General features: G+C 70.9%; 30 protein-coding genes and 2 pseudogenes. 2 read left to right on the top strand and 30 right to left on the bottom strand.

The window, feature by feature from the left end; translation table 11 throughout:
* Positions 1–75 precede the first annotated feature (75 nt).
* Positions 76–2,250 carry a KAP family P-loop NTPase fold protein gene (locus ACZ6R9_RS02720; protein WP_465536065.1) on the bottom strand — a complete coding sequence of 725 codons (2,175 nt, stop codon included), beginning with the start codon at positions 2,248–2,250 and terminating at the stop codon, positions 76–78.
* Between the two features lie 591 nt (positions 2,251–2,841).
* On the opposite strand from ACZ6R9_RS02720, the gene ACZ6R9_RS02715 reads away from it, so the two are divergent.
* Complete coding sequence (locus tag ACZ6R9_RS02715; RefSeq protein ID WP_465536063.1) at positions 2,842–3,363, top strand: restriction endonuclease; 522 nt, start codon at positions 2,842–2,844, stop codon at positions 3,361–3,363.
* 114 nt (positions 3,364–3,477) lie between these two features.
* Here ACZ6R9_RS02715 and ACZ6R9_RS02710 read toward each other — a convergent pair whose 3' ends face one another.
* From ACZ6R9_RS02710 to ACZ6R9_RS02670, 9 genes are all read right to left on the bottom strand, one after another.
* Positions 3,478–3,828, bottom strand: a complete 351-nt coding sequence (locus ACZ6R9_RS02710) for a hypothetical protein (RefSeq protein WP_465536062.1) — start codon at positions 3,826–3,828, stop codon at positions 3,478–3,480.
* A 37-nt stretch (positions 3,829–3,865) separates the two neighbouring features.
* Complete coding sequence (locus ACZ6R9_RS02705) at positions 3,866–4,075, bottom strand: hypothetical protein (RefSeq protein ID WP_465536060.1); 210 nt, start codon at positions 4,073–4,075, stop codon at positions 3,866–3,868.
* Positions 4,076–4,088: 13 nt separating this feature from the next.
* Positions 4,089–4,322: a MarR family transcriptional regulator gene (locus ACZ6R9_RS02700; protein WP_465536058.1), complete on the bottom strand. Its 234-nt coding sequence runs from the start codon at positions 4,320–4,322 to the stop codon at positions 4,089–4,091.
* A gap of 107 nt (positions 4,323–4,429) precedes the next feature.
* A complete protein-coding gene (locus ACZ6R9_RS02695; RefSeq protein WP_465536056.1) occupies positions 4,430–4,759 on the bottom strand; it encodes an esterase in 330 nt (109 codons plus the stop codon).
* A gap of 89 nt (positions 4,760–4,848) precedes the next feature.
* On the bottom strand, positions 4,849–5,061 hold the full coding sequence (locus tag ACZ6R9_RS02690) for a hypothetical protein (RefSeq protein WP_465536054.1): 213 nt from the start codon (positions 5,059–5,061) through the stop codon (positions 4,849–4,851).
* A gap of 57 nt (positions 5,062–5,118) precedes the next feature.
* The gene (locus ACZ6R9_RS02685) at positions 5,119–5,499 is read right to left on the bottom strand and encodes a hypothetical protein (RefSeq protein WP_465536052.1); all 381 of its coding nucleotides are present in this window, start codon (positions 5,497–5,499) and stop codon (positions 5,119–5,121) included.
* Between the two features lie 102 nt (positions 5,500–5,601).
* Positions 5,602–5,826 (bottom strand): hypothetical protein, encoded by a 225-nt coding sequence (locus ACZ6R9_RS02680; RefSeq protein WP_465536050.1) that lies wholly within the window; start codon positions 5,824–5,826, stop codon positions 5,602–5,604.
* Between the two features lie 258 nt (positions 5,827–6,084).
* Positions 6,085–6,543, bottom strand: coding sequence for a hypothetical protein (locus tag ACZ6R9_RS02675; protein ID WP_465536048.1), 459 nt, complete (start codon positions 6,541–6,543; stop codon positions 6,085–6,087).
* A gap of 40 nt (positions 6,544–6,583) precedes the next feature.
* Positions 6,584–6,931, bottom strand: coding sequence for an SPDY domain-containing protein (locus ACZ6R9_RS02670; protein ID WP_465536046.1), 348 nt, complete (start codon positions 6,929–6,931; stop codon positions 6,584–6,586).
* 222 nt (positions 6,932–7,153) lie between these two features.
* Here ACZ6R9_RS02670 and ACZ6R9_RS02665 point away from each other — a divergent pair, with 222 nt between their 5' ends.
* Positions 7,154–7,393 carry a hypothetical protein gene (locus ACZ6R9_RS02665; RefSeq protein WP_465536044.1) on the top strand — a complete coding sequence of 80 codons (240 nt, stop codon included), beginning with the start codon at positions 7,154–7,156 and terminating at the stop codon, positions 7,391–7,393.
* A gap of 99 nt (positions 7,394–7,492) precedes the next feature.
* Here the strand turns inward: ACZ6R9_RS02665 and ACZ6R9_RS02660 are convergent, their stop codons facing one another.
* The 20 genes and pseudogenes from ACZ6R9_RS02660 to ACZ6R9_RS02565 form a co-directional block, all read right to left on the bottom strand.
* Complete coding sequence (locus tag ACZ6R9_RS02660; protein ID WP_465536042.1) at positions 7,493–8,341, bottom strand: SPDY domain-containing protein; 849 nt, start codon at positions 8,339–8,341, stop codon at positions 7,493–7,495.
* 199 nt (positions 8,342–8,540) lie between these two features.
* Entirely contained in the window at positions 8,541–9,353 is an 813-nt protein-coding gene (locus ACZ6R9_RS02655; protein WP_465536040.1) for a winged helix-turn-helix transcriptional regulator, read from the bottom strand.
* Positions 9,354–9,368: 15 nt separating this feature from the next.
* Entirely contained in the window at positions 9,369–9,569 is a 201-nt protein-coding gene (locus ACZ6R9_RS02650) for a hypothetical protein (protein ID WP_465536038.1), read from the bottom strand.
* Positions 9,566–10,219, bottom strand: coding sequence for a hypothetical protein (locus ACZ6R9_RS02645; RefSeq protein ID WP_465536036.1), 654 nt, complete (start codon positions 10,217–10,219; stop codon positions 9,566–9,568). Before ACZ6R9_RS02645 ends, ACZ6R9_RS02650 begins: the two co-directional genes overlap by 4 nt.
* Positions 10,216–10,707: a hypothetical protein gene (locus ACZ6R9_RS02640; RefSeq protein WP_465536034.1), complete on the bottom strand. Its 492-nt coding sequence runs from the start codon at positions 10,705–10,707 to the stop codon at positions 10,216–10,218. The genes ACZ6R9_RS02645 and ACZ6R9_RS02640 overlap by 4 nt, the downstream gene beginning before the upstream one ends.
* The gene (locus ACZ6R9_RS02635) at positions 10,704–11,447 is read right to left on the bottom strand and encodes a glycosyl hydrolase (RefSeq protein ID WP_465536032.1); all 744 of its coding nucleotides are present in this window, start codon (positions 11,445–11,447) and stop codon (positions 10,704–10,706) included. The genes ACZ6R9_RS02640 and ACZ6R9_RS02635 overlap by 4 nt, the downstream gene beginning before the upstream one ends.
* Positions 11,444–12,028: a DUF4913 domain-containing protein gene (locus ACZ6R9_RS02630; protein WP_465536030.1), complete on the bottom strand. Its 585-nt coding sequence runs from the start codon at positions 12,026–12,028 to the stop codon at positions 11,444–11,446. Before ACZ6R9_RS02630 ends, ACZ6R9_RS02635 begins: the two co-directional genes overlap by 4 nt.
* A 219-nt stretch (positions 12,029–12,247) precedes the next feature.
* Positions 12,248–12,385: a hypothetical protein gene (locus ACZ6R9_RS02625; RefSeq protein ID WP_465536826.1), complete on the bottom strand. Its 138-nt coding sequence runs from the start codon at positions 12,383–12,385 to the stop codon at positions 12,248–12,250.
* Between the two features lie 516 nt (positions 12,386–12,901).
* Positions 12,902–13,333 (bottom strand): annotated as a pseudogene (locus tag ACZ6R9_RS02620) (DNA cytosine methyltransferase); the annotation flags it as partial.
* A pseudogene (locus ACZ6R9_RS02615) lies at positions 13,266–13,529 on the bottom strand (hypothetical protein); the annotation flags it as partial. The pseudogenes ACZ6R9_RS02620 and ACZ6R9_RS02615, both read right to left, overlap by 68 nt.
* A complete protein-coding gene (locus tag ACZ6R9_RS02610) occupies positions 13,510–14,706 on the bottom strand; it encodes a DnaB-like helicase N-terminal domain-containing protein (RefSeq protein WP_465536028.1) in 1,197 nt (398 codons plus the stop codon). The gene ACZ6R9_RS02610 and the pseudogene ACZ6R9_RS02615, both read right to left, overlap by 20 nt.
* Positions 14,706–14,981, bottom strand: coding sequence for a hypothetical protein (locus ACZ6R9_RS02605; RefSeq protein ID WP_465536026.1), 276 nt, complete (start codon positions 14,979–14,981; stop codon positions 14,706–14,708). Before ACZ6R9_RS02605 ends, ACZ6R9_RS02610 begins: the two co-directional genes overlap by 1 nt.
* Positions 14,982–15,091: 110 nt before the next feature.
* Positions 15,092–16,888: a type IV secretory system conjugative DNA transfer family protein gene (locus ACZ6R9_RS02600; protein WP_465536024.1), complete on the bottom strand. Its 1,797-nt coding sequence runs from the start codon at positions 16,886–16,888 to the stop codon at positions 15,092–15,094.
* A gap of 98 nt (positions 16,889–16,986) precedes the next feature.
* Positions 16,987–18,219 carry a hypothetical protein gene (locus ACZ6R9_RS02595; protein ID WP_465536022.1) on the bottom strand — a complete coding sequence of 411 codons (1,233 nt, stop codon included), beginning with the start codon at positions 18,217–18,219 and terminating at the stop codon, positions 16,987–16,989.
* Positions 18,220–18,460: 241 nt separating this feature from the next.
* Positions 18,461–18,958, bottom strand: a complete 498-nt coding sequence (locus tag ACZ6R9_RS02590) for a hypothetical protein (protein ID WP_465536020.1) — start codon at positions 18,956–18,958, stop codon at positions 18,461–18,463.
* Between the two features lie 92 nt (positions 18,959–19,050).
* Entirely contained in the window at positions 19,051–19,785 is a 735-nt protein-coding gene (locus tag ACZ6R9_RS02585; protein WP_465536018.1) for a hypothetical protein, read from the bottom strand.
* A 100-nt stretch (positions 19,786–19,885) separates the two neighbouring features.
* On the bottom strand, positions 19,886–21,391 hold the full coding sequence (locus ACZ6R9_RS02580) for an ATP-binding protein (protein ID WP_465536016.1): 1,506 nt from the start codon (positions 21,389–21,391) through the stop codon (positions 19,886–19,888).
* Positions 21,392–21,409: 18 nt separating this feature from the next.
* Positions 21,410–21,859, bottom strand: coding sequence for a DUF6238 family protein (locus tag ACZ6R9_RS02575; protein ID WP_465536014.1), 450 nt, complete (start codon positions 21,857–21,859; stop codon positions 21,410–21,412).
* Between the two features lie 34 nt (positions 21,860–21,893).
* Entirely contained in the window at positions 21,894–23,369 is a 1,476-nt protein-coding gene (locus tag ACZ6R9_RS02570; RefSeq protein WP_465536012.1) for an SCO6880 family protein, read from the bottom strand.
* A gap of 148 nt (positions 23,370–23,517) precedes the next feature.
* The gene (locus ACZ6R9_RS02565; protein ID WP_465536010.1) at positions 23,518–24,987 is read right to left on the bottom strand and encodes an SCO6881 family protein; all 1,470 of its coding nucleotides are present in this window, start codon (positions 24,985–24,987) and stop codon (positions 23,518–23,520) included.
* Positions 24,988–24,999: the final 12 nt, after the last annotated feature.

Below are 24,999 nucleotides of genomic sequence, written 5' to 3'. Positions count from 1 at the left end.
GGGGGCTTGCCTGTGCCACACCGCCCTCTTGGTCTCAGCGACCTGGCAGACCGGGGGCCTTACCTGGCCACTTGATCACTGTGTAGGTGGCTGCGGTTGGTCAGGCGCCTGGTCGCGATATCGGCGCAGTGAGGACAAGACGTGTTTCCGGTCGAGGTCAGGCGTTGCGAGCGTTGTCGTCAGGGGGAGTTGGATCGGGGCAGCCGCGATCTCGGCCGCGAGGTCAACCATGATGCGGTCGAGCCCGATGAGGACGTCGAACGTCTTGAGGTCCACGTCCTCCAGGATGGGCAGGCCGTGCAGGAGCTTCCGCGGCGAAAGGCTGACCAGAAGGTCCAGGAGTTCCCACTTCCCAGCATCGAGCTGTGCGCGGACCCATTCGGACGCTTGATCCGGGATGAGCATGGCCCATCCCCGAAGCAGTTCGCGTTGCGCCGGCGAGATCTTGTCAGCCCCTTGGTCCGCGGCAGAGCGAAGATGATCGGCTATCTGTGCGGCTAGGGGCGCGCGGGCGTTGCCAGCCCACTCCGGAATGCCGGGGTCTGTGGCGAGGTCGCTTGCGGGCTGCCCTGAGGGGTACACGGTGTTGTGGAGCGTGATGACTGCGAGCACACTGCCGTCCGCCGTGTGAGCCATTCTCACAAGGGTGTTGAGGCGCTGATCGTTCGGGATGTCCGCTAGGACACGACGGGAAAGAATCTCGACAGCCGCCTGGGGCCGGAGAAGCCCGAGTCCTTCAGCTGGGCCCTGGACGTTGGCGTACTCGTCTGCCAACAGCGCCAGTAGCGCTTGGCCTTGGGGACTCCTCGAGAGCGGAAGCCGTTGCTCGATGCGGCGCACGATACGGCGAGTGTCGGAGCGTAGATGCTCGATCAGGGAAGTGGCCGCATCGCCAGTTTGGCTGGCAAGGATCTGACGGAGGCCATGCTCGAACATCTCTTCGGGTAGGTCGTCCTCGGGAACGCCGAAGGTCGTGTAGCGGTCGAAGTAGTCGTCGCTCCCGACGCCGTGGCGTTCGTCGGCATTGGACGCCGCAGTGGCCTGCCAGCTCTCCAAGACGTCGGCCACGGGTGTGAACAGCATCCCGAGCACGCCCAGAATACCGTCGACGTGCTCGGCGGTCACGCCAGCGTGCTTCACTCGGGCCTGCCAAAGCTCGTGGGCATTGGCCGAGTTGCTCTGTGGGATGTGCGCGTTGCCGGTCAGTTCGCCTCGATGGCGTTTGACCATCGCGTACACGCCGGGCTCCATGGTGCGTAGAAAGGTCATCAGTAGGAAGTCGACGAAGTCGACGTCATTGACGACGGAGCCCAGGCTGGCATCGGCCTGTCCCATGAACCGCTTGATCGCCCGTGGGGTCTGGAGCCGTTCTTGCAGATACGCCGTGTACGCCTCGCCCAGCCGCGACTGGTCCGTTGACGTCAGTAGCTTCCCGTGACGGTTGAGAAGTTCACCGAGGTACCCGTTCATCAGCTCGCCTGCCTCTTTCTCACGGAAGGCCGGGAGGTCGAGACGGACCTGCACGATTTTTTCCAGGAATTCCCGGGCCCGGGACTCCTCCCCGCCGACCAGGTCGCTGCGAGTCAGGACGTCGAGCAGCGTGCGCTCGTCGTAGCTGAGTAGGTAGTGAATATTGGGCAGGCGTCCGGCCAGCCGTACGAGCTTGAAGACCAGGAGCAGCTCATCTGGCGTAAGGCGGTCCAGATCGTCCATGACGACCAGGATCGGAGTAGCCGCCTCGCGCAACGCGGCCTCGACCTCCCGCTTGGCGGCGTTCACGCTCATGTCGCCTGCGAGTCGCTCACCGATCCACTTCATGGGCCCTGAGGCGTTGACGCCGACGACACCAACCAGAGAGCCCAGAGGAGCAGTGGCCTTCGTGAACTCTCCCAGACTGCTTCGAGCTCTCTTCCACTTGCTTCCGTTCTTGGGGAGAACCGCCCGGATCTCGGCGAAGAGTCCAGTCGCCAGCGATTCCAGGTCCGGAAACAGCCACGGATTGATCTCCACGATGACCCAAGGCTCTGCACCCGACGAATCCTCGCGCAACACGTCCAGCGCCATCGCGAGCACAGAGGACTTCCCTGACCCCCACGCTCCGACAAGCGCGAGCACGCTCGACTCGCTCTGCACTCGTACCCTCCGCACGAGATCGGCAGCGGTCCTTGCATAGCGGCGGCGCCCCAGCAGATCAGGGGCAGACGACGACCCATCAACTGGGTCGTCGCTGAAGAAGGACATGGCAGACATGCGGACATCCTTGCGCATCCTGCCCCGGCTCTGCCTCTACTTCCGATCGGTCTGCATCCAGCAGGCCAAGCTGTGGGCGTGATGGCCGTAGGGAGTACAGCGCACCAGGAATAAGTGATCTCCGCCGGCATAGCGAGCGGGTGTTGCACCGAATGCCGTTCAGGGGAACCGATGCAGGCCGCTGACCTGCTGGTGCCCGAGTGGGCTGACTCTGCGTCAGTCCCCTCGCCAGCGCCAGCCCCGGCTAGCTGTGACTGGGCCCGTTTGTCAGAGGTGCCCAGTAGCATTCTGGCCCCAGTGGCCAAGGGGGGCAGACTCGTGGGAGATCACCAGCATTGGGACCGATGCCTGTATTGCGGCAGGCCGGTGAGGCTCACCGGAGATCGTGCTGACGGCTCCCGATACAGACTGGCTGGCGGTTGGGTAGGCACAGTTCACAACGGTGCTGCCCGCTGCGGCGAGTGGTTCGTGGCACGTGGAAAGCTCATTCCGACCAACGAGCTACGGCGGTACCAACTTGTGTTCAGGCCGGATGGAAGTCGGCGGTCGGTCGAAGCGGTCGGTGTTTTGGGGTCGACGTCGTTGCGAGGGATGGATTCAGCCTCGGACTTCGACTGTGCAGTCATCACCGAGGACGGCGATGCGACCCTGTGCCGCGACAACGACCTGTGGCTGCGGGCTCATTACGGCAAACCGCGCGACTTCCTCCCGCTGAGTATCGGGACGTTTGCGGACGTCTATAGGCTCGACCACACCCAGTTCGAGCACCTGATCGCGGACCTGCTCTATCTGGCGGGATGCAGCATCGTGCAGGAGAACGGCAAGGCCAATGACCGCGGTGCGGACGTGATCGCCGTGACTGGTGCTGGTCGGCGGCTTGTCGTGCAGTGCAAGCGCTGGACGAGCAAGGTGGGCTTCTCCGAGCTGACCAAAGTGGGTGGGACGGCTCGGCAACTTCACAAGGCCGATGACGTGTTGGTAGTCGCCCTCACCGGTTTCACGGCCCCTGCCTGGAACTACGCGGAGGAGGCGGCTATCACCTTGGTGGACGGGGATGGCCTCAAGCAGTGGCTGCGTGGCAAGGTGCCCGCCACTGCCGGTGGCAGAGAATGAGCAGCTCTTGCTGCTCCGGATGTGGCATCAGACTCCATGAGGGCCCAAACCGCCTACCCGAACAACGTGAAGGACCGTCACCTGTAGTGGTGGCGGTCCTTCACATTGTTTGGGTCAGAGTCTTGGTTCAGAGCCGTGGCGGTCTGACGGAAGTCGGTCGGCGGCCACCCGGCGGAGGCTGAGTCGCACAGCGGCTGGGCGCAGGACCAGGTCCGCTGCGATGGTGTCCGGGCCGAGGCCGGGGTCGGCGCGCAGACGGTCGAGGACGGCTTCATCGGTCCGGCGTTCGGCGACCAGCGCGGTGCGGTAGGCGGCCAGCGCGCTGCCGCCCAGTGCGAGCAGGCCAACGGCACACACTCCGTACTGCCCGTCCATCGCGGCGAGGATGGCGGTGACGGCGCCGGTGGCTGCGACGGCGCAGAGGGCGAGCAGCGGTCCGGGACGGCGGGTGGGGAGATCGGTCACGGGCGAGTGGTCCTTTCGTGCCGACGGGGGCGCGCGGCTACTGCCTGCCTCGGAAGTCGCAGCCGGGGCAGGCGTCTTCGCCTTCGATGTGGCCCTCGTACCAGCCATGGACGGCGGCGTGGAGGATCGCCTGCTCGACGGTGGCGTCGCCGGCGTGCACGGAGTTGACGGCGTTGGCGACGATCAGCTGGAGCACAGCGGAGTCCGGGGCCGGGAACGGGGGCGAGGGCATCGGGGCGCTGGTCATGGTGTCCTGTCGGTCATCCGACGGTCGGCTCGGCGGCGCGGTCGGTGTGGAGGTCGCTGCGGTAGCCCTGGCCTCGGGGCTTCCATTTCTGCAGGGTGGCGGGCTTCCAGCGCGGGCGGTCCGGGATGCTCTCGTCGTCCGGCGCGGGCAGTGCACCTCGGCTCTTGCGGCTGCGGGCGGCACCGACGGTGATCCCCAAGTGCTTGGCGACCTCGGTGTAGCCCCAGAGCGGCTGGTCGTCGGCCATGATGTTCCTCCTCGGTGTCCGGTGACGAGGGTACGCGGGACGGGCGGGCGAGCGTACGACAAGGCCGCCCCGCCGTATCGGCGCGGGGCGGCCTTCTTCGGTCGTAGTCAGCGGTCGGCGATCCGGTTTGCGAGTTCGAGCGCGGCGGTCGCCACGGAGAGGGCGGAGCACAGCGCGGTGACCTCGTGCAGGGTGGGACGGACGAGGCGGGGCCAGTCGTCTCCGGCGGAGGGCCAGGTGGCGAGGTGCACCTCGGTGGTGGAGAGGCCGAGATGGGCGGCGACGTCCCAGCCGGCCTTGGGGGCGGCCTCCCACCGCAGGCGGATGCGGCCGAAGGGGAGACGGGGCGCGGTGTCCGGGACCCAGAGGATCTCGATCGGGCGGTTGGTGCGGCCCGGGACGCTGTGGACGAGTGCTCCGCGCGCCCAGGTCGGCATGGGGCGGAGGGCGAAGCGGTCGAGCGGTCGGGGAAGGCCAGGGCGGTAGCCGGTGGGAATAGGGCGCTCCTTCGGTTGGCGGCGTGGGGTCAGGACCAGGCGAGCTGGTCGCGGACGGCGGAGGGGAGGTAGTCCTCCTGGCCGTCCTCGCTGATGTAGGCGATGCCGTTCTGGACGACGACGTCCGTGCCGACGAAGTGGGCGAACGGCCAGTCCGGGTTCACGGCGAGGCGCACCCGCAGTTTCGGGTCGAGGTTCTGGAGCTGGACGACCAGGTGGCCGACGGTGAGGTGCTGGGGCATGACGGGTCTCCGGGCAGGGGAAAGCAGGCTGGGCAAGCGAAGCGACAGCGATGGTGATCACGGAAGGTCGGGGTGGAGCATCGGTGCAGGCGCGTGAAGGCGGCGGAGGGGCAGGATGAGGACGGGGTCGTTGGCGGGCCACGGGTCGCAGGTGTCCCACGGGAAGCCGGCGGTGAGGACGACGGTGCCGTCGGGGCCTTGGACTTCCGGCAGGCCGCAGGCTCCGCAGCCACAGGTCGGGTCGTGCGGTCCGGGATCGGCGGGGTAGAGGCCGGAGGCGAAGTAGTCGGCCTTCGACAGGCGGCCAGCTCGGGGGGCTTGGAAGCTGGAGACGATCAGATCTCCCCGGACGACCTGATCGGCCCGGACGATCCGCAGCAGTGGACTGGCGAGGATGCGGCGGCTGGCGCGGTGCTCGGTGGTGGCGGTGACGATCACCGGGTGGAACTCGACGTGGTGAGTGCTCGTGGTCTTTCCCTCAGTTGATCGCTCTGCCTCTCCCCGGGCGAACGGCCCAGGGAGAGGCAGAGCGGGTTGGTGTCAGTCGGCCAGCCGGTAGGTGCGCATCGGCAGGGGCTCGTCCCCGGCTACGCGGATCAGGAAGCCGTCAGCGGTCAGCCGGTCGAGCGACGTGGCGACCGCGCGATCGGGAAGGCGCAGTGCGGTGCCGATCTGGTGGACGCGTGCGCCGGAAGGCTCCTTGCCGAGATGGGCGAGGACCCTCCGGTCGCGGCGCAGGCCCAGTTGGAAGGCGTCGGCGAACATCAAGGCCAGGCCGGTGAGGCACACACAGCAGCTCAGCCATCCGGCGAGGCGGTTGTCCGGCGAGACGGAGAAGCTGGTCAGCGTGCCCAGGAGGAGGACGGTCGGGGCGGTGATGCGGGTCGGGTCGACGGTGAGCTTCAGCGTTCGGCCTTTCGAGGAGCGGGAGTTCGGCCCGCCCGGTGTGCGAGTCGGCGACGCCGGGTGCCCGACATCGGCCGGGCACCCGGGCGAACCGGCGAGTCATGCCGGTGGGAGGACTCAGGTGGCCAAGGTGAAGGCGCTGGCGGCGGGAGCGGGGGCCATGGCGTCGAGGGTTCCGACCGGGGTGTCGGCTCGGCGGTTGGCGACCCAGCGGGCGACCGCGTCGGCGCAGGTGGCGCAGTCGTCCGCGAAGGAGAGGCTTCCGTCGCCGACGTAGATGTCCACCACCTCGTCTTCGTCGGCGTCGAAGGGCGATGCCGGGCGGGGGTAGAAGCAGGCGAGCCAGGCGTTGTGGAACTCAGTGGGGGACGTGATCTGCCCGTCGTCGTCGGTGACCAGGATCTCCCCGTCGGGCACCAGCAGGGACAGGGCGAAGTAGCCGCCACCGGTGTGCACGGGCTCGAAGGGGAGGCCGCGCTGCCGGAGGGCTCGGTGGACGGCTCGCCCGGCTATCGGGCTCTCCCCGTCGGGCAGGCGGTCGGTGAGGGCGGACTCAATGGTTCGAACGAAGGGCAAAGGGGCTTCTCCTGACGGTGGTTGAGCGGGGACGGGCCGGTCAGCGGCTGGGGACGGCGATGAGCGCGGAGAGGAACCCGGCGACGGTCTCGGAGGGGGTGTGGATGCCGAACTCCTGTGTCCAGGGCTCGGCGTCGGCGGGGCGGACCTGGACGCGCCAGACGATGCCGCGCCGCCAGGCGTCCGGGTCCTCCGGCAGCCAGCCGACGTACAGCCGTCCGTCCGGGCTGGTGCAGTGGACGTTCGCCTCCGGCGTGTCGACGATCGGCCAGCCGAGACCAGTCAGGAGCGCGAGCACGGGCTCTGCGCAGTGGTCGGAGGAGAGCCAGGACCGATCCTCGACGGCGGGGAAGACGGGGGCGGGCAGGAGGCTGCTGGGTGTGTTCATGGGGCCGGATCCCTTCGTTGACCTGCGGTTTCGGCGACATGATTACTTTGACATGCCGCATGCCGAGGTTCGTAGTCATTTCCGCAGGGTGCCGGTCTGCCGTGGGCGAACTGGGCTGGGAATGAACCGGCACACGCCGGTGCTGAAAAGGGGTTGCGGCGCGGGGCCGTACACAGGCCCGAAGGGGGGACGGCAGCGTTGGAGCAGAGCAGAGGTCGCGACATGGCGGCGCTGGAGCGCAAGATCCGCGGCACGGGCCGGGTATGGACGATGGGCGACATCGTCATGATCGCCGACGGTCAGTGGGCCGTGGGCACAGTGAACGGCGCAGAGCGGGTGCAGGACGAGGTGACGGAGGCTCGGCTGGCGGACGGACAGCGGGTGGAGCTGACGTTGGAGGAACTGGCCCGTGCGGTGGGCTCGGCCGACCCGGGTGCCCACCGCGATCAGGCCGTGGACTGACCGGCCGCTACCGCCGGTTGACCCTGGCAGTCCGGGAGCGCTGCCGCCCGGGCGGGCGGGCAGGCCGAGCGGGCGCGGGGACTGTGCGAGGGGCGGCGGTTAGCGGGAGCGCCCGGCGACATCGGCCGGGACGGACGGCGGGCGGGTGGTGGTGCTGTAGGCGAGCGCGGTGGGAGCGGCCCGGGGGACGGACAGCGAGCGCGATGTGGCGGCACGGACGCGCGCCACCTCCAGCGGACTCGGCGCGGTCGGCACTGCGGAGGCCGCGGTGGACAGGTGCTCCACGTCGATGCGTCGCATGTGCCGGTTGACCGGGGCCGGGTTGGTGACAGCGGTGGTGAGCGTCTGGAGCAGGTGCTCGGGCAGGTGCGAGGAGGCGGTGGCGTACCAGACGTCGTGAGGCGGGCCGACCTCGAACAGCCAGCGCTCGGTGTCGCCGGCCATCTCCGCAGAGTGCCGCAGGAGACTGTCGCGCTGGTGGAGACGGACAAGGTCGTCGGGCGACTGGTAGGTGAGGAACGGCGTGGCAGGGTTCAGACGCCAGCCGGAGGAAAGGAGTTGGAGGGTTGTGCCTGCGCCGTCGGGCCGCGGCCCGTTGTTCAGGTAGGTGCCGGGCCCCTGAGTGTAGGCGTCGGCGAGGGAGGCGGTGAAGTCTTCGACAACCTCGGGCGGCGTCTTGTGGTCGAAGGTGACCAGCCACTCGGGCGGCGCGAAGGCATCCCGGCCGGCGCTGATCTTCCAGTACGTGCAGTCGTCGCCCTCGGGTAGGAACGCCAGGCGGGCCCGCAGGTCGGGCGCGGTGACGTAGGTGTTGGCCAGCTCGTCGCGGCTGAGCGCCCAGCCCGCGTCCAGCAGCCGATCGATGGGCGGTGACACGTCGGCGTCGGAGTTGGCGAGGTAGCGGGGCGTGATCCGGTACTCGCGGTGCTTGTCAGGTGTGAAAGGCAAGGGGGTGTCCAGAGTCAACGGCGGCGCGCGGTGGCGGGCGCGGGCCGGGCGACGGGCGGGGTGGCGGAGGCTGCTGGTCGGCTGGGGTGTCGAACCGGCGGCTTCGGATGACGGCTGGGCGGCGAGGACGGGTGCGACGGAGTGCAGACTTGGCGGAAGTCGAGGCGCGGGAGGGAGTCTGGGCCGGGTGTTCGCGTGGTCACCGCCCGCGGGAGGGGTGAGAGGCAGCCGTGACCGCTGCGGGGACGCGCGGCTGCGGGGCGGCGGCGTGGCTGAACATGCCGACGGGCGCGGGGCTTCGCCGCAGCGCTGCCGCGGTCCGCACGGTGTCCGATCCGGTGATGAAGGTGTGGGTGGCGGCCGACACACGGGTCGGCGGGGCGGCCGAGTGCCGGGTGTCCCACTGCTGCACGGCGGCGTAGACGGGGACGAGGGCACGGCCTGCTTCGGTCAGGACGTAGGGGGCACCGTGCCTGGAGCCGGTACGGGCGACCAGGCCGTCGGCCTGCATCCGGTTGAGCCGGGTGGCGATGAGCTGCTCGTAGACGCCGACGCGCTCCGCCAGGTGGGTCACCCGCATCTGTCCGTGTTCCGAGAGCAGCCGGACCACCTCAGTGGTGTCCACGAGTTGAAGCCGGCGCAGGGCTTCTTCGATCCGGTCGGACCGTCCCTGCGGCGCGCGGCCGAGGTGTTCGGAGGACCACTGGGCCACCGCGCGGTACAGCGGTCCGAGCGTGCGCGCGCCGGCGCTGAGCCGGTACGGCGCCCAGCGGTCGAAGGTGGCATCGCGGTTCAACAGGGCGGCGTCCGCCATGCCGGCGAGGCGCTTGCTGACGTACGGCTGGGCGACCGTCGGATGGTAGTGGGAAACGTCGCGTACGCGCATTTCCGGGCCGTACTTGGCGATCGTGTGGACGAAGTGCGTGGTCCACTTCGGGGAGAGCCGGCGCAGGACGCTCTCCACGCGCGCCGCGTCGGCGGCGGTCATGGCGGTGGTCGGCTGGGCGGACATGGGTGGTGCTCCTGGTCAGCGGGTGCGGGGGGAGAGCGGCAGGCGCGTCGGGGAGGCGGGCGGCGTGGGAGTGGCGGCCGCAGCGAGGTGCCGGGCGAGGCCCGCCTCGGCGCTGTCCTGGGGGTGGTGCTTGAGCATGGTCCGGACGTCGTCCACGCCGAGCTGCTCGTAGACCCGGTGGGCGGGGGGCTTGACGAGTCGGTCGTGCGGGTTCACCGGTCCGTTCCCATCCGGGTGATGAGGGAGCGGACCAGCGTGGGCAGGCTGTCGGGACCCTCACCGCCGAGGCGGACGGAGCTGACGGACTCCTTGAGGAGGTCGTGGGCGTCCTCGGTCAGGGCACCGATGATCTCCATGCACGCCTCGGTGAAGTCCGAGGCGGCGAGCAGCGCCAGGCCCAGGATCTGGAGGTAGAGGCCGGGCGGCAGTGCGGCTTCGGCCGCCAGGTCGGCGACCGTCTCCTGGTCGCGCGGGGTGTAGCCAGAGAGGTCGAAGCCCTCCAGCTCGGCGGGGATGCTGGCGTCGGCACCGGAGCGCGGCGGAAGGCCGGCCATGGTGGCCAGGGCATCGACGGTTCGCGTCAGGTCGGAGAGCGACTCGGTGAGCCAGCCGAGGGCGGAAGCGTAGGAGGCCAGCGTGAACAGCGTGGCCGGGGTGGTCGGCAGCTCCTCGTCCAGCAGGTCCTCCATTCGGGTCGCGAGGGCCGTGAGGACCTCGGGCCCAGCGGCGAGCGGACCGAGGACGGGGTGGAGGTAGGAGCGGGACAACGGAGTGGAGTGCTGGGTGGTGACGATGCCGGAGATGGCCTCGGCGGCCTCGACGAGCCAGGTGGCGAGTTCGGCGTGGGTGGGGGCGATGGTCATCATCGGGCCTTTCGTGCAGGGGAGTTGGGGGTGTAGCCGGGGGAAGCGGTGGTGTAGGCGGGGCCGGTGGCCGCTGCGGGTGCCGGGCGAGCGGAGCGGGCACGGGCGGCGTGGACGCGGGCGTCCTCGGCGGGGCTGAGGCCTGTGGGGAGGTTGAGGCCGGTGCGGCCCAGGCGGTTCTGGGCGGAGCGGTAGACCGCGTAGTCCAGCCGCGGGCCGGCGGCGACGAGGTGGACCTCGCGTGCGTGCTTCGCGTCGGGCGGGGCGTCGCGGAACTGCACGACCAGGCGGTGGCTGGCCCACTGGTCGCCGACGCCGAGGTAGATCTTGTGGCAGCCCTCCAGCCGACCGTCGAGGCGCTTGGCGACGCGCTCGCCGTGGACGAGGTCCTGAAGGTGCAGCAGTGCCTGGTCGCGGATGGCGTCGGGGAGTTGACGCAGGTCGGCGATGGCGTCGGGATGGGCGGAGAAGCCGAACTTCGCGCGGGTCACAGCGACCGCCCCCGATCGGGCTGGGCGACGGTGGCAGCGGCGGGGGCGGAGGCCAGGACGGCGTCCGCGCTGATGGAGGGTGTGGTGCTGCGGGCGAGGGCGGCGCGGGTGCGGTCGGTCTCCGGATCGCGGTCCTCGGGCGCCAGCGGCAGCGGACCGAGATTCGTGCGGGTCCACCGCCACGCCGATTCCACGTCAGGGAAAGCGCCCTCGCGAAGCGTGTAAGTGCCGAGGTCGGGCTGGACCTCTTCGAGGAACAGGCGCGCCGGCAGTTCGGCGGCGGTCCGGTCGACAGCGATCGTCCACGCCTCGGTGGCATCGCCGTCCATGGCCAGCTGGTCGACGACCTCGTAGCGGTCGCCGGAGCGATGGATACGGTCCTCGATGCGTGTCGTCAGCTCGTCGCCGGGCCGCATCCAGGCCAGCTGGAGGGCGTCGGACGGGCACCCCCGCTCGATCAGCCACTTGCGGGCGAACGCGACGTTCGCGTGATGCGAGGCGCGCAGCCTGAACGACTCCTGCTCCCGGTGACGGACGACGTCGAAGGCGGCCAGATTCGGCTCGCCATAGAGCGCGCCCCAGGTCGCCGTGGTATCGAAGGCCAGGACGAGGGAGCGGTCGCCAACATTGTGCTGGGCGAGGACCTTGAACTCGTCCTGGTGCATTCCGACGTAGAGATCGGCGGACTTCTCGTCGGCGGGGTTCAGGCCGTTGACCTGGAGGTCGAGCGTGGGGGTCATACGGCGAGTCCCAGCTGGTCAGGGGTGGACAGGAGGCGGTGGGCGGGCCGGGACGGGCTGGTGGTGCACGCTGCGAACGGACCGTCGGGAGCGCGGAGTTGGAGGAGCGCGTGGTCCAGGTGGTCGCGGTGCCACGTGGAGGGGCCTGTGTGGCCGGCCTCGGCGGTGGTGAGCTGCTGCCAGGCCAGCCACAGGGCGTGGAGGCGGGCGACGGCCTCCGGGTGCTCGTGCCACTTCGCGCACCAGGGGCGGGTGGAGCCGATCTCCCGGCCGTAGACGGGCAGCAGGATGTGGGTGACCCAGAAGGACAGCTCGGCCAGTTCGGCGGCGTACTGCGCGCCGCCCATCGCGAGGATGAACAGCGGCGGCGCAGCTTCGGGTTCGTCTGTGGGCACGGGGTCCGGCTCGGTGGAGCCGGACCCCGGCTCGTCGTCGGTTTCGGAGCCGAGACGGTCGAGGATGACGCCGTGGTGGCGGACCTCGGCCATGGTGCGGTGAAGCGCGCTGACGAGGTCGTCCAGGTCCTCGTCGGGGATGCGGATCGGTTCGGGCTCGGCGGGGCCCGGCATCGGGTCGGACATGGCACATCCAGGTGGTTCGGGTGTACGGGGGCGGGGACGGCTGCGGGTCTTCTTCGGGTCATGGCGGGGCTCCGGTGAAGCGGTGGTGGACAGAGGATCCGCAGGATCGGCGTTTTGGTCCGGCCGCCAAGTCGTGCTAGACGCAGGCCGAATGGCGTTCAGTGGCCAGGCGCAGGCCGAGGGCGACGGCGTCGCGAGGGTGCCGGTGAGCGGGCGCCCTCACTCGGCACGGCAGCGCGGGCAGCGCGGCATCGGCGGAGCCAGCAACTCCAAGGCGCGGCGAGCCTGTTGAGGCACCACGCCGTTGCCGAGGGCGGTGAGCTGGGCGGGGCGGCCGAGCCCCGGCGTGGTGGTCACCCAGCCCGGCTCCAGCCCTTGCATCCACTCCACGAACTCCGGGCGAAGCCGGCCACCCGCGTCCGTGGGAGCCGGCGCGGGATGCGTGAGCATCTCCCAGCGGGCGATGGCGGAGGCGTACTGGCCCCACCGCCCGGAGTCTCCTGCTGCGTCGGGGACAACCAGAGCGGAAGGACCACCGCCGACAGCGGCGGGCGCCAGCCCCTGCCCGGCCGCCGACCCGGAGTGCCGGTATCGCTCGCCCTCGGGGTTGGCAGAAGTGACGCCGCGGCGGACGGCAGGGTCAGATCGCCGTTCCCGTGTCGCTGGTTCGGCGAACCCTTCGTCCCGTCGCTCGCCTTCGGCGTCGGCAGCAGCCACTCCACCTCGTCGGCCAGGTTCGGCCCGTGGCCGCCGCTCTTGCGTTTCGCCGGGTGCTGGCTGCCGCCGTTCTTCGCGATGTTGCTGGTCGGCGTCTTCAGTACCGTGCTCGGCGGGCCAGGCGGTGAGGAAGATCCGGGCCCGGTGATGTGGGGCGCCGACGTCGGAGGCGCGAAGAACGAGCCACCGCGCGTCGTACCGCAGGTCGGCCAGGGTCCCGAGTACGGCGCCAAGTGCCCGCAGAGCAGGCCGGGTTGGGTCGTCTCCCAGACACCACGGGCACCATTCCACGTCGCCAGGGGAACCGGCGGGGGAGGTGAGGAGTCCTCGTACATTCTCGACCACCAGGAGGTGCGGACGGAGGGCCTCGACAGCACGCGCCACGTGCAGCCAAAGCCCGGAGCGGGTTGCGGAGTTGAGTCCGGCGCGACGGCCGGCGACCGAGACGTCTTTGACAGGGGAAGCCAGCCGTGAGGACGCAAACCCGCGGAACGGAGGCCCAGTTGATCGTGCTGATGTCGCCCAGGTTCGGCACGTCCGGCCAGTGGCGGGCAAGGATCTTGGAAGCACCCGGGTCGACCTCGGCATGCCAGGCGACCCGACCGCCGAGCGCGCCCATGGCCCCGAGGTCGAGTCCCCCGTACCCCGAGCAGAGCGATCCGATCAGCGGACCGGCGACAGCCAGTCGGGATCCGGTGGTCGCGATGGGCGGCTTCGCCTCGTGCGCTTCCAGGCGGACGGCCGGGGATGGCAGGGCGCGGGATTCACCGGCGGGGGTGTTCACGTGGGGCTCCGTAGCAGTGGTTCGGGTGCGAGTGGTCGGGGCCGGGTCCGGGGCTCTGGGCGAGCGCGGAGACCGGGACCCGGCCCTGGCCGGGCGTCTTGCGTCCTGCGGGCTGGGCGGGGCTGCGGGCGAGCGCGGCGCTGACGCGGCTGGCCTGGTCGGCGTGCGGTTGCGGCTGGTGCAGGGACGGAGAGGTCGCGTTGAGCCAGCGGGTCCGCACCTCGTCGACCGGGCCGAGGGCATGTAGTGCTTGGCCGATGAGCTGACCGGGGGCGAGTCGGTCGTCGTGCGCCTGAGCAGCGATATGCCGTGCCGCGGCAGCTGCGGTGCGGTTCAGGGAACCGCGCAGGAGCTGTTCACCGAGCCACTCGGCCGAGCCGGCCGCCCCGGTGCCGAACACGGCGCAGAGGTGTTCCTCGGTGACGGCGCCGTCGGCGAGCAGGCCCCGTCGCTGCACTTCCCACAGCGTGGTGACCGGATCGATGGGCTCCCCCCGGTGGTGGAGCGCGCCAAGGCAGCGGTAGAGCTGGCCGTGGCCCGGGTCGGCGAAGTCGCCTGGCCGCAGCCAACCGAACACCTCTTCGATCGCCCGATCCTGATAGACGAGCAGGGACAGCAGGAACCGCTCGTCCTCGACCTGGCCCGGGGAGGTCACGGAGCCATTGGAGGTGGTCGGCGAGACCGGAGCCGTCGGCCGGGGCTGGGTCCCCCAACGCTGCGCGAGGTCGGTCAGGACGCCCGCCAGGACATCGGCTTGAGCGACAGCGCCCTCGACCTCGTGCTCGCGGGCGCCTTCCTCGGTGACCGCCAGAAGGCGGGCGGCGTGCTCGGCGACGGTGCGGTGGATGGAGCCCTCCAGCACCATCCGGCCGTAGACCGGGGCGTTGGCCGGCTGTGGGCAGGCGGCGATCAGAGTGTGGGGGTAGGAGGCGGTCAGCCCACGTACGTGCTTGTCGGCCTCCGCGAGGCTGTCGGTGATCCAGGCCAGCGGCACCTCTCCCGCAGCGGCGAGCGCTGGGTGGCCGGCGGCGCGCAGGGTGCGCAGGGCGGTGAACAGGGCCTGGTGGGCCGGGCGGTAGAAGTCGTGCGGCTCCAGCCAGTCCAGACGATCGAGCTGGTGCGGATCGAGCAGGACCGCGCCGAGTGCGGCCTGCTCGCCCTTGAGCAACGGATCCATCACGCTGCCCCGTCGCGCTGGGAGTGCAGGCGGGCTACCGCCTGGTCGGCGGCGGCCCTGGCGGCTGCGAAGCGGTCCAGCTCGCCGGTGAAGATCGGGTCGGTGGCGAGGAGCGAACCGCTGCTGGTGACGAGCCACCATTGGCTGCCGCGCCGGATGACCGGCGCGCCGACCAGTGGGGTGGAGACGCGCGATCGCAGGAGAGGCGGCAGGCTGCTCTGAACTCCGGCGCCGAGCGAGAGAACTCGCAGTGTGGAATAGGGCGTTGACGTCATTGCGATGTCCTTGGCGGGGCGGTGCGTGCGGAGCACGTGCGAAGCGGGGAGGGGGAGGCCGGGGCGGCACCGGTCGGGGCGACTCGGGCCGGTGCCGCCCGGCCGACTGGTCAGGCCGAGAGAGTGAAGTCGTCCTGGCCGTGGGTCTCGGCGGCCTTGGCGAGGGCGCGTTCGGTGATGGCCTTGGTGGCGCGGGCAGAGGCCGGGCCGATCTCCTTGGCGGAGCGCTCCTTGTACCAGGGCTTGAGGTCGAGCATCGCGACCCGCATGCCGGTGGCGAACAGCAGCACCTTGCCCTTGGGCAGGGCGCGGATCTCGTCCGGCGGCAGGATCCGCTCGGTGCGCATCGATACCGAAGTCGACTTTCCGCTGTCGGAGTTGGAGACGGAGACGGTCTGCACGTCGTGCTCGCCGATTTGCCTGCTCAGCTTGTCCGCGAAGTCGGCGTCATCGATACCCGACCCGATCACCTTGACGGTTGCAGCGGACCAGAGGGCGTCCATGCCGGCCTCGCCCCAGCAGCGCTGGCCCTGCCGGTAGCTCTGGAGGATGGTGATCGGGATGACGCCCCGACTGCCGAGGTGGGAGTACAAATCCGGCAAGTCGGAAATTTTGCACACGTTAGCGGCCTCGTCGAGCACGCACAGGGCGGGCGGGTCGAGTCGGCCGCCGTTGCGTTCGGCGACGATGACAGCCGCGCGCATCACCGCGTCGGCCGCAGCGGCGATGATCGCGCTGGCGGAGCCGCCACCGTCCTTGCTGAGCAGGAACAGGGTGTCGCGGGAACTGGCGAAGGCGAACGGCTTGAACTCCGGCACGCCCTCGGTGGGGGTGACCCAGGCGGCGATCTCCGGGTCCAGTAGGCAACTCGCGTACTGACGCGCCGTCTCGTAGATGCCGTCACGCGTCTCGGTCGCACCCGTGACGGTGCCCTGGAGCTGGGCGGCGACGGCGTGGTGGCCGGCGTCGCCAAGCAGGTCGACCGGGGTGCGGTCGGCCGGGGACGCGAGCCAGGCCAGGACGTCGGTGATCGGGCGGCGGTGGCTCGCGGCGGCCAGGAACAGCGCACCCAAGGTGTTGGCGGCTGCGGTGGACCAGAAGTCGGCGCCGCTGGACTCGTCGACGCTGGCGGTGACGAAGTGCCCGGCCAAGCGCTTGGCGCCGGCGAGATCGCGGGCGTCGGCGAGGATGTCCCACCACATCTCGCGCGGGTGGTGCGCGATCTGCTGCGGGTCGAGCGTCCAGACCTTGCCGACCTTCGCGCGGGCGTCGATGCACGCAGTGTAGGCGTCGTTGGCGGCCTTGTTCGAGGTAAGCAGGACCGGGCCGGGGGCGGCGAGGATTGCGGGGATCGCGATGCCGCTCGTCTTGCCGGAGCGGGGTGCCATGATCGCGACCATCACGTCCTCCCACGAAGCGCGGACCTGCGCCTTGCCGGGGGAGAGGGTGCCGATGGGGATGCCGCGGTCGTTCGGCTCGACCTCTTTGCACTCCCGGCCGTTCAGACTCGAACGAAGGCTGCGGGCCTTGGCGGTGACTTCCTTGTCCAACAGCGGCGCGATGTCCGCCTTGCGGGCCAGGCCGGTCTTCGAGCCGGCGCGGTGACGCAGCCACAGGACGAGCGTGGTCGTGCCGAGGGCGAGGGTGAGTGCGCCGGGAACGATGCGGGCACCGGCGAGGACGGCGACAGGGCCGAGGCGGGGCCACAGGCGGTCGGGGTGAAGTAGTGCGTCGGTGGCGCTGAACGGCGCCCACGGGCCGGAGCCGGCAAGGGCGTTGGTCAGATTGCCGGTCAGCCAGGCGAGGGAGCCGAAGGCGAGGGCCGCGCCGAGGACGCCGAACAGCAGGTGGAGCAGCGCGTCCGTACCGGTGGTGGTCGACGGCGCGCTTGTGCGCGGGGCGGGCAAAAGCGGTTCCTGAGAGGTGTGAGCGGGCGATTGGCGGGGCGCGCTCTGCTCTGGTGTGGATCACGGGCTGTACTCCTCGGGGAGGGATGGCGGACGTTTCAGCGAGTTCGGCCCGAGGCCCGGACCGATGCGGCCGGCACTGGCGGCAGCCGGGTGGCGGGGGCTGCGGCGGGTACCCCGGAGGTGCCGGCGGCGGGGACGCTGGTGCTGCGGGCGACGGCCGCGCGGGTGCGCAGGTCCTCGGAGGCCCGGACACCGGAGGTACCCGGTGCGGGGGACACGGCGCGCCGCACGTCCTCGACGGCCCCGGCCAGCTCGGCTTGTGCGGTGACGAGGTGGTCGGAGGCGGTGCCGAACCGGTCGGAGAGTTCGAACTGGTCGGGGTCGAGATCGGTGATCTGCTCGGAGGCGGTCTCCAGAGCCTCTTGGAGGCGGACGAGCATCCCATCGTCCGGGTCGAGTATCTGGTCGAGTTCCGCGCCGAGTTCGGCGAAGTCGGAGCTGCCGCGCAGCGCATCAGTGAGATCAAGGATCTGTCGACCGGCGGTGTCGAGCGGTTCGACGTCGAGTCGGGTATCGAGGTCGACTTTGTAGCGGGCGGCGCGCAGCATCCCGGCGGCGTGGGTGGCGATAGAGGCCGCGTCGGGGCGGGGCGTGGTAGTGGGCAGCCGGTGGCGGCGGCCGTGCCAGTCGTCGATCTGCTTGAAACCGGCGTGCCGCAGCAGGGTGGCCGACAGGTCGTCGCTGCTGCCGGTGGCGACGACGCTGCCGCTGGGCTCGGCGCTGATGGTGATGACGGGCATCCGGTGGTCCTTGACGGTGGTGACGGTGTGGGTGAGATGGCCGAGTTCGGCGGCGATGCGGGTGCACTCGGCCTGCACGTGGAAGGGGTCGCGGTAGGTGCTGTGGATATATCCGTCCTCGCGGACGACGGTGGCGACGACGTGCACCGACCGGTCACCGTTGCGGATCGCGGCCCACCGGCATCCGTCCGGGTCGCCAGCGGGAGCGAGTCCGGCCGCGGTGACCAGGCGCCGGGCGACGTCGGCCCACTGGGCGTCGCTCAGGTCCGGGTGTCGGGGGTCGGAACGCACCGAGCACATCCACACCGGCTGCTCGGGTGCCCGGGCTCCGATCCGCAAGGCGGGGGCGTCGAGCACGCCCCCGCCGAGGACCTCCTGCGGGTCACCGAACAGCGGCAACTGCTTGTCGGCACCGCGGTAGTCGGCACCGATCAGCCGGGGCCGCAGCCGCCCGCGTGGGTCGTCCAGGCCGTACAGGGTGGGGATCAACGCAGCCGTGGTGGCGGCCCGTTGGAGGTGGGCGATCACGGCGTCCCCTCTCGGATGGTCGGCGGGGCCCGGCGGGCGGGCTGGCAGGGAGAGGATCCGCAGATTCGGCGGTTTGGCCAGGCCGGAGAACGGTGATAGGCGGCCGCCCGGCCCGGCCGAGTTGCTCAGCGAGCGTCAGTGCGGTGCGGTGAGCTTGTGTGCAGAGGTGAACATTGCTTGCGAACCATCTTGCCAAGAAAGCGAGTTGGGGCACCCTGGTCGCGGGCAGGGTGCCTGCAAGTCACACGAACGGGTTCTCGGTCGGCCGGTCGCTGTCCAGAGCTGCGGCAAGCAGCTCGGGCAGGTCGCAGGGGTCCGAGGCGCGCTGGTCGATCCACCAGCCGGCGCGGGTGATCGTGCGAGCCTGGTCCTCGATCTGCTCCCACTGCGACTCCGGCATACCGGCTTCGAGGACGAGAGCGGTGTAGGCGGCGGCGAGGACCTGGTGGCGGCAGCGCACGCCCCAGGCGACGCCCTTCTCGGTGCCCTCCAGCGGCGGCATCCGGTACTGCTCGGACCAGGCTTCGGATTCGGCCTGCTCGGCGGCGCGCTTGGCCTCCAGCCACTGAGCCTTGCTCGCCTCGTCGCGGTCCTGGGTGGCGCGCCAGCAGTCGGTGCACTCCTGCTTCGCGAGCCAGTCGGCGAAGCCGGCTCGCCGGTCGGCCGGTCGGTTGCCGAGGTCCCTGTCGCTCTTGTGACCGCAGACGTGGGCGATCTTCCAGACCTTCTTCACAGCCATTGAATCTTCCTTGGTGCACGGGGAGTGGTCATCGGCCCGCGAGTGCTCCGCGACTGCGGAGGCGGGCACCGGGCCGACGGGCGGGCGTTGTGTCAGCGGGCGCGTGCGAACGCGATGCGCGGGTCAACCGCCGTAGGCGGGGAGGCCGGTGCGGTGGCCTTCACGGGGGGAGACGGCCGGACCATGGCGGTGGCTGTGGCCTGGCGCGCGCGGACGGCGGGTGCGGTGGGCCTGACGGTGGCCGACGTGCGGCGGGCGGCGACGGCTTCGGCGAGGTGCGGTTCCACGGCGACCTGGAAGCCGGAGCGTTGCAGGGCGAGCGTCGTCGCGGCGACCGTCCCCAGGGCGTCCGTCCGCTCGTCGGAAGGTGCGAGGTAGATGTCCAGCTCTGTGTGGTGGCGCCAGCCGTGGACTGCCATCACGACGTTGGCGTCCTGGGCCGGGCCGTCGCTGACGGCGGCCACCAGGCCCCAGCGGGCGCTTTCGGCGAACGCCACGTCGGGATTGCTGTCCGCCATCGGGGCCGGCGTGCGGTCGCTTCGCTGAATGTCGAGGGATGCCGTCGCCCGCCCGGGCTGGGTACCGGGGGCGAGGCTGTTCTCGACGGTGAAGCCCGCGCCGTTGAGGACTTTGACGGCCCATTCGAGTCGCTCCGGCAGTTCACGGTGCTGCTCGGTGAGCGCGTACAGGTTCGGGCGGTCGGCGACCGTCTGGAACTCCAGCCTCTCCACCATCCAGGCGGCTGCCGCGGATTGGGTCGGAAGGTCGACGACGACGCCGTGGTCGGGGTGAAGGCCGATGACGACCTCGGGCTGCTGAACGGGCATGACGGGAACTCCGCTGCGAAGAGGAACAACGACGGGTGGTGGCAGGCGGCGGATCTGAGACGAATGGGCATGACAGCGCGCGGAGTTGTGGCGGAGTTGGTCACGCGGCCATGCGGAAGTCGGTGTCGTAGAGCCGACGTTCGCTCGGGTGGAGGATGTGCTGGACGACGAAGCTGAGTCCGGCCACCTTCCACAGGCCCCGTCCGCGGGGTAGGGCGGCGATGGCTTGGGCTTCGACGCCGGTCAGGCCGAGCAGGGTCATGGACGTGGCGATCTGGTCGGGTTCCTGCCGGTAGATGACGCGGGTGCTGCAGTCGGCGAGGAGGCCCTCGGCGAGGACTCGGCCGCGTGATCCGGCGTCGCCTGCGGAGAGCAGGTCGGAGAGCCGGTGCAGGATCAGCAGGTTGGCGATGCCCAGGCCTCGGGAGAGCTTCCACTGCTGCTGCATGCGTTCCAGCAGGCCGACGTGCCGCATGATCCGCCACGCCTCGTCGTAGATCACCCAGCGTCGGCCGCCGTTCGGATCGGCGAGCGCGGCCTCCATCCAGGCGCTCGCGCAGGTCATGGCCAGCACGAGGGCGGTGTCGTCGCCGCTGGAGCCGAGGCGGGACAGGTCGATCGACAGCATCGGCGCGTCCGGATCGAAGCTGACGGTCGACGGCCCGTCGAACATGCCGGACAGGTCGCCGTGGACCAGGCGGCGAAGGGCGTGCGCCAGGTCGTCGACGGCCCGCCCGAGCCCGCTGCCCTCGCCGCCGAGCACGGCGTCCAGGCGCTCAGGATGGCCGAGGGCGTGGGCGATATCGCCGAGCAGCGGCACCGTGCCCGCCGCCTCGGCGTCGGCGACGGCCAGGTCGAGCGCGACGTCGAGGCCGGTGTGCTCCATAGGCAGCAGGTCGCGCTTGAGGACGGTGGCCGCGAGGCTCGCCAGCAGCAGGAGCCGGCGCTTGCGGACCTCGCCGGTCCAGTCGTCCTCGCTCACCCCGGCGGGCCGCGGCGGCGCGTCCAGCGGGTTCAGCTTGCCAGGCAGACCGGGGCCGAGCGCGATGGTCTGCCCGCCCAACTCCTGGGCGAGGGCGGACCATTCACCCTTCGGGTCGGACGGAATGTAGATCTTGTAGCCGTGGGCGATGGACCGGGTCGCGATGGACTTCGCGAGGGCGGACTTGCCCATGCCGATCACCCCGCACAGGACCGCGTTCGGGTTGGTGAATCCCTCTATTCGGCCGGAGTTGTAGAGGGTGAACGGGTCGAAGCAGAAGGAGCCCTCGGCGTGGAGGTCGCGGCCGACGAAGACCCCATCGGAGCCGAGCCCGGCCTCGGCGAGGAACGGATAGGCGCCGCCGGCGACAGCGGTGGTCATGCGGTGCTTGGGCAGACGGAGTTTGCCGCCGCGCGCGGAGGCGTGACCGGGACGGCCGGAAGCGGGGTAGGTGGGCTGCAGGTCGGGGTCGAGGCCCTGCGACTCGCGGCGCTTGGCGGGCGCCTCAGCGCGCCGCGCCTTGGTGCGCGCCTCGGCGAACTCGACTCGGGCGGCGCGCTGTTGGGCGCGGGAGAGCTTGCGGGGAACGAACAGGGGGCTGGCGGTGGCACGGTTCCTGGGCATGGTCACGGGATTCCGGAGTCAGTGGCGGACGAGGCCGGTGAACGGGGAGTGCAGGTCGGCGGGAGTGGTGCGGCGGCGGACCAGACGGGCTGTCTCCTGGTGGCGGCGACAGATGGTCAACTCCGGTGCGCCCTCGGGGAGTCGGGCGCGGCAGGCATCGGGCGTGGGGATTTCGCCGCTGCCCGGTCGGGGGGAGGAATGGTAGGCAGCGTGGAGGTGTTCGGCGGCCTGCCACAGGCGGGTGCGGGTGGCCTTGAGATGGTCGCCCTCGCCCGGCAGCAGCGAACCGGTGCGCTGGGTATGGGCGTCGAGGAGGCCGTGCAGCGCGACGAGGTGGGCGTGCAGGGAGTCCAACTCGGCGCGGGAGGCGACGAGCGGACCTGCGGGGACGTTCAGTGCGCGGTGGAAGTCGATCGCGGCGGTCGCGTACGGGACGAAGTCCTGCGCGACGGCGGTGGTGGCCGGCATCGGGGTGCTCTTTCAGCAGTGGTGGTGGCCGGCATCAGGCGGCAAGGGCGAACGGCAGAGCAGAGGCGGTGAACGCCTCGGCCTGCTGCCAGGTGAGCGGGCGCAGGTCCAACTGGGCGCCGACGGCGGCGGTCTCGACCACCGCGCACGCGGAGCGCAGCTCCTCCTCGGTGTCGGCGGAGACGGTCAGCAGGCCGGTCAGTGCGACGTCGGCGTGGCCGGCGATCAGCTGGCGTTCGCGGGCCTGGATGTCCTGGTACTCCACCGAGTCCGCCTCGCTGGCGACCTGGCCCTTGCGGGCGCGCTCCGCCGAGTCGGCGATCACGCTGGCCTTCTTGCGCTGCACGTCGCGCATCGCGGCGTCCAGGTCCTTCGGCTCGTAGGAGAGGGAGACGGTGCGGCGCACCCCCGAGGCGAACATCACCTGGTGCAGGAACCCGGGGTTGGTCTCGGTCCGAGGCCAGTTCTCCACCCAGTACGTAGTGTGGTGCGCGGAGTCGGTGGAGATGTGGTCGGCCTTCTCCACCACGACCACCGGGCCTGCCGCTGCCGGGTCGGCGGCCGGACGGCCGTCGGTGGACCAGCGGTCCAGCGCGGCACAGGACTTGGGGTCGTAGGCGGTGCGCGCGACGGCGGCGATCTCGGCGGCGGACAGCCATCCGCTCGGGTTGAGCCCGGCGGTGCGGGCCGCCTGCTCGAATGCGGAGGTCAGCTGGGCGAGGACCGAGAAACCGCCGGCGAGACCGCCGCCGGCCTGGCTGATTAGCCGACGGGCCTTCTTGAAGTCCAGCGCGATGGCGACGTAGGACTCGTGCGGGGCGGCGGCCGGGCCCGCGCCCCGGATCAGCTCGTCGTAGAGCGAGCCGGCCAGCGGGGCGTCGGGCTTGCCGTGCTCCTCCCAGTACCGGCGAAGGGAGTCGCCGGAGTCGGGGACGGTCCGCTCGATCACCTGGATGCGGGCGATGTGCCCGGTGCGGGCCAGCGCTGCCAGCGCGCGGCCCCAGCCGCCCACGTTGGCGCTCTGGGTGCCGGGGTCGAGCAGGGCGTAGGCGCGGGAGGAGACCTTGACGATCGCGGTGAGGGTGCCAGCGTGCGGGTCGTGGACGGCGCCGTAGCGGCGGTCCGGGGCGGTGACCACACGGAGGCTGGCTGCGCTGCCGGGCAGGTGCAGCAGGCCCTCACGCACCGGGCGGCTGGACGGGCGGGCGAGCCAGACGAGCTGGCCCCGGAAGCGGCGCAGGGCGTACCGGACGGTGATCGGTGCCCAGTCGGCCAGGGCACGGCCCCGGTAGCGGAGGAAGACGATCACGGCGACGGTGGCCCACAGCGGCAGGAGCTGGAGGGCGCCGACGACGCCGCGCGCGAGGAGGACAGCGAGCAGGAGCAGGCAGGTGGCAGCGGCGGTGACCAGTTGGGAAGCGCTGAGGCCGAGGAGGATGCCACGGCGGCTGCGGTGGGGGAACTTCACCGACGCCGGCGGGGCGTCGGGCTTCGGGTTCGGGGAGGACATCGAGGTTCCAGAGGGGTGAGCATGCGGGCGGCGGGCGGGGCGCGGCGCTCTTCTCGACGTCATCGCGGGGCTCCTTTGCGGGTTCGAGGTTGGGCGGTGAGGCCCGGGGTGGGCGGCGGGCTGCCGCCCACCCCGGGGAAGAGGTCGGTCAGGCTCCGGACTCGGGTGTTCGGCTCGGGTAGATGAACCGGACCGGGTCCGGGCCCCCGACCGCGTTCGGAGCGCCAGCGGCGGGTGCTGGCTGCGGGGGAACGGCGGGCCCAGCCGGAGCCGAGGGAGAAGGGATCGAGACTGGGTCTGTACCGGGAGACGGGGTGCTTCCGGCAGCGGGCGATGCGACGGAGCCGACCAGGCTGGCACCCTGGGCAACGGGGGCCGCCGGAGCCGGGGCTGCCTCGCTGTCGTCGGACTTCGACCCGTCGTTGTCGCCTCCGGCGGAGGGCCGGGTGATCAGGGCCGGGAGGCCAGGTCGGGTGACCAGGGATCGTCCGCGGTCTCCGGGCGCGTTCGGGTCCTCGCCGAAGCGGAACTTCGTCGCCTGCTGGGCGGGGCCGGCGTCGATGCCTTCCTTGCTGATGCGCCCGGTCGGGTCGATCCCGCTACCGCCGCCCATGCCGGGAACCTGGCCCGGACCCTGCGGAGCGGGCATGCCGGTGCCGGCCTGCATCGCGAGGCTGCCGGCGGTCTTCGCCGCTCCGGCCGCGACCGCCATGCCAGCGACGCCGGTGCGGTGGAGGTCGTCGTGGCCGCTGCCGTCGGTCGCCCAGTGGACGAATTTGTAGACGGCGTAGGGGCACAGCAGTACGAGCACCGTGATCACGATCCCGGCCATGGCGTCGGACAGTGCGCCGAGTCCGTCCTTGGCGTCCGATTCGCCGATCGCCGAGACGCCGACGAGGAACACCACGGTCATCAGCAGCTTGCTGACGATCAGGGTGGCGGTGGCCTCGATCCATCCGCGCCGCCAGCGCTTGGCGACCTCCCAGCCGCCGCCGGCCCCGGCGAACGCGGCGAGTGCCACCAGGACCAGGACGCCGACCTTTCGGGCGACCATCACCCCCCAGTACAGGAACGCGCCGATCGCGCAGCCGATCGCGATGAGCGAGGGGATCGCCCAGCCGAGGGGGAACATCGCCCCCAGCTCGGACACCTTGACCAGGCGCCTGACCGCGTCCTCCACGCTGGTGTTCGCGGCTTTGAAGAGCCCGGCCGACAACGCGTCCACCACGGTGACGGCCACTGCGGTGAAGCTGATCGCGCCGAAGGAGAACAGGACACCGGTCATGGTGCCCCAGGCGGCCTGGGCGAGTGCGCGCTCGTCGCGCCGCCAGGCGGCCAGGATCAACTGCGCGCAGAACGTGCCCACGGTGAGAATCAGGCCGATGGGCAGGATCAGCTGGTAGTTGTCCCTGAACCAGGGTGCGCTGAGGTCGATGGCGGTGGTCTGGTCGACCGCCCGCGCGGCGAGGTCGGTGGCACTCGAGGCCAGCTCGCCCATGCTCTTGGCGATCCACGCGCCGATGCCGTCGGTGATGGACTTGCCAGGGTTGGCCACGAAGCTGACCGCGTCGACCGCGCCACAGACCTGGCTCATCAGAGGTATGTCACAGACGCCCACGAAGGCGACCTC

This window comes from Kitasatospora sp. NPDC048662 (assembly GCF_055587065.1).
The sequence above is the reverse complement of the archived record's forward strand: the minus strand, read 5'-3'. Positions and strand labels throughout refer to the sequence as shown.

Coding starts and splice junctions, on each gene's coding strand:
- ACZ6R9_RS02720 (WP_465536065.1), bottom strand. CDS start 2,250: ATGTCTGCCATGTCCTTCTTCAGCGACGACCCAGTTGATGGGTCGTCG.
- ACZ6R9_RS02715 (WP_465536063.1), top strand. CDS start 2,842: ATGGATTCAGCCTCGGACTTCGACTGTGCAGTCATCACCGAGGACGGC.
- ACZ6R9_RS02705 (WP_465536060.1), bottom strand. CDS start 4,075: ATGACCAGCGCCCCGATGCCCTCGCCCCCGTTCCCGGCCCCGGACTCC.
- ACZ6R9_RS02700 (WP_465536058.1), bottom strand. CDS start 4,322: ATGGCCGACGACCAGCCGCTCTGGGGCTACACCGAGGTCGCCAAGCAC.
- ACZ6R9_RS02695 (WP_465536056.1), bottom strand. CDS start 4,759: ATGCCGACCTGGGCGCGCGGAGCACTCGTCCACAGCGTCCCGGGCCGC.
- ACZ6R9_RS02690 (WP_465536054.1), bottom strand. CDS start 5,061: ATGCCCCAGCACCTCACCGTCGGCCACCTGGTCGTCCAGCTCCAGAAC.
- ACZ6R9_RS02680 (WP_465536050.1), bottom strand. CDS start 5,826: ATGTTCGCCGACGCCTTCCAACTGGGCCTGCGCCGCGACCGGAGGGTC.
- ACZ6R9_RS02670 (WP_465536046.1), bottom strand. CDS start 6,931: ATGAACACACCCAGCAGCCTCCTGCCCGCCCCCGTCTTCCCCGCCGTC.
- ACZ6R9_RS02665 (WP_465536044.1), top strand. CDS start 7,154: ATGGCGGCGCTGGAGCGCAAGATCCGCGGCACGGGCCGGGTATGGACG.
- ACZ6R9_RS02655 (WP_465536040.1), bottom strand. CDS start 9,353: ATGTCCGCCCAGCCGACCACCGCCATGACCGCCGCCGACGCGGCGCGC.
- ACZ6R9_RS02645 (WP_465536036.1), bottom strand. CDS start 10,219: ATGATGACCATCGCCCCCACCCACGCCGAACTCGCCACCTGGCTCGTC.
- ACZ6R9_RS02635 (WP_465536032.1), bottom strand. CDS start 11,447: ATGACCCCCACGCTCGACCTCCAGGTCAACGGCCTGAACCCCGCCGAC.
- ACZ6R9_RS02630 (WP_465536030.1), bottom strand. CDS start 12,028: ATGTCCGACCCGATGCCGGGCCCCGCCGAGCCCGAACCGATCCGCATC.
- ACZ6R9_RS02610 (WP_465536028.1), bottom strand. CDS start 14,706: ATGGATCCGTTGCTCAAGGGCGAGCAGGCCGCACTCGGCGCGGTCCTG.
- ACZ6R9_RS02605 (WP_465536026.1), bottom strand. CDS start 14,981: ATGACGTCAACGCCCTATTCCACACTGCGAGTTCTCTCGCTCGGCGCC.
- ACZ6R9_RS02590 (WP_465536020.1), bottom strand. CDS start 18,958: ATGGCTGTGAAGAAGGTCTGGAAGATCGCCCACGTCTGCGGTCACAAG.
- ACZ6R9_RS02585 (WP_465536018.1), bottom strand. CDS start 19,785: ATGCCCGTTCAGCAGCCCGAGGTCGTCATCGGCCTTCACCCCGACCAC.
- ACZ6R9_RS02580 (WP_465536016.1), bottom strand. CDS start 21,391: ATGCCCAGGAACCGTGCCACCGCCAGCCCCCTGTTCGTTCCCCGCAAG.
- ACZ6R9_RS02575 (WP_465536014.1), bottom strand. CDS start 21,859: ATGCCGGCCACCACCGCCGTCGCGCAGGACTTCGTCCCGTACGCGACC.
- ACZ6R9_RS02570 (WP_465536012.1), bottom strand. CDS start 23,369: ATGTCCTCCCCGAACCCGAAGCCCGACGCCCCGCCGGCGTCGGTGAAG.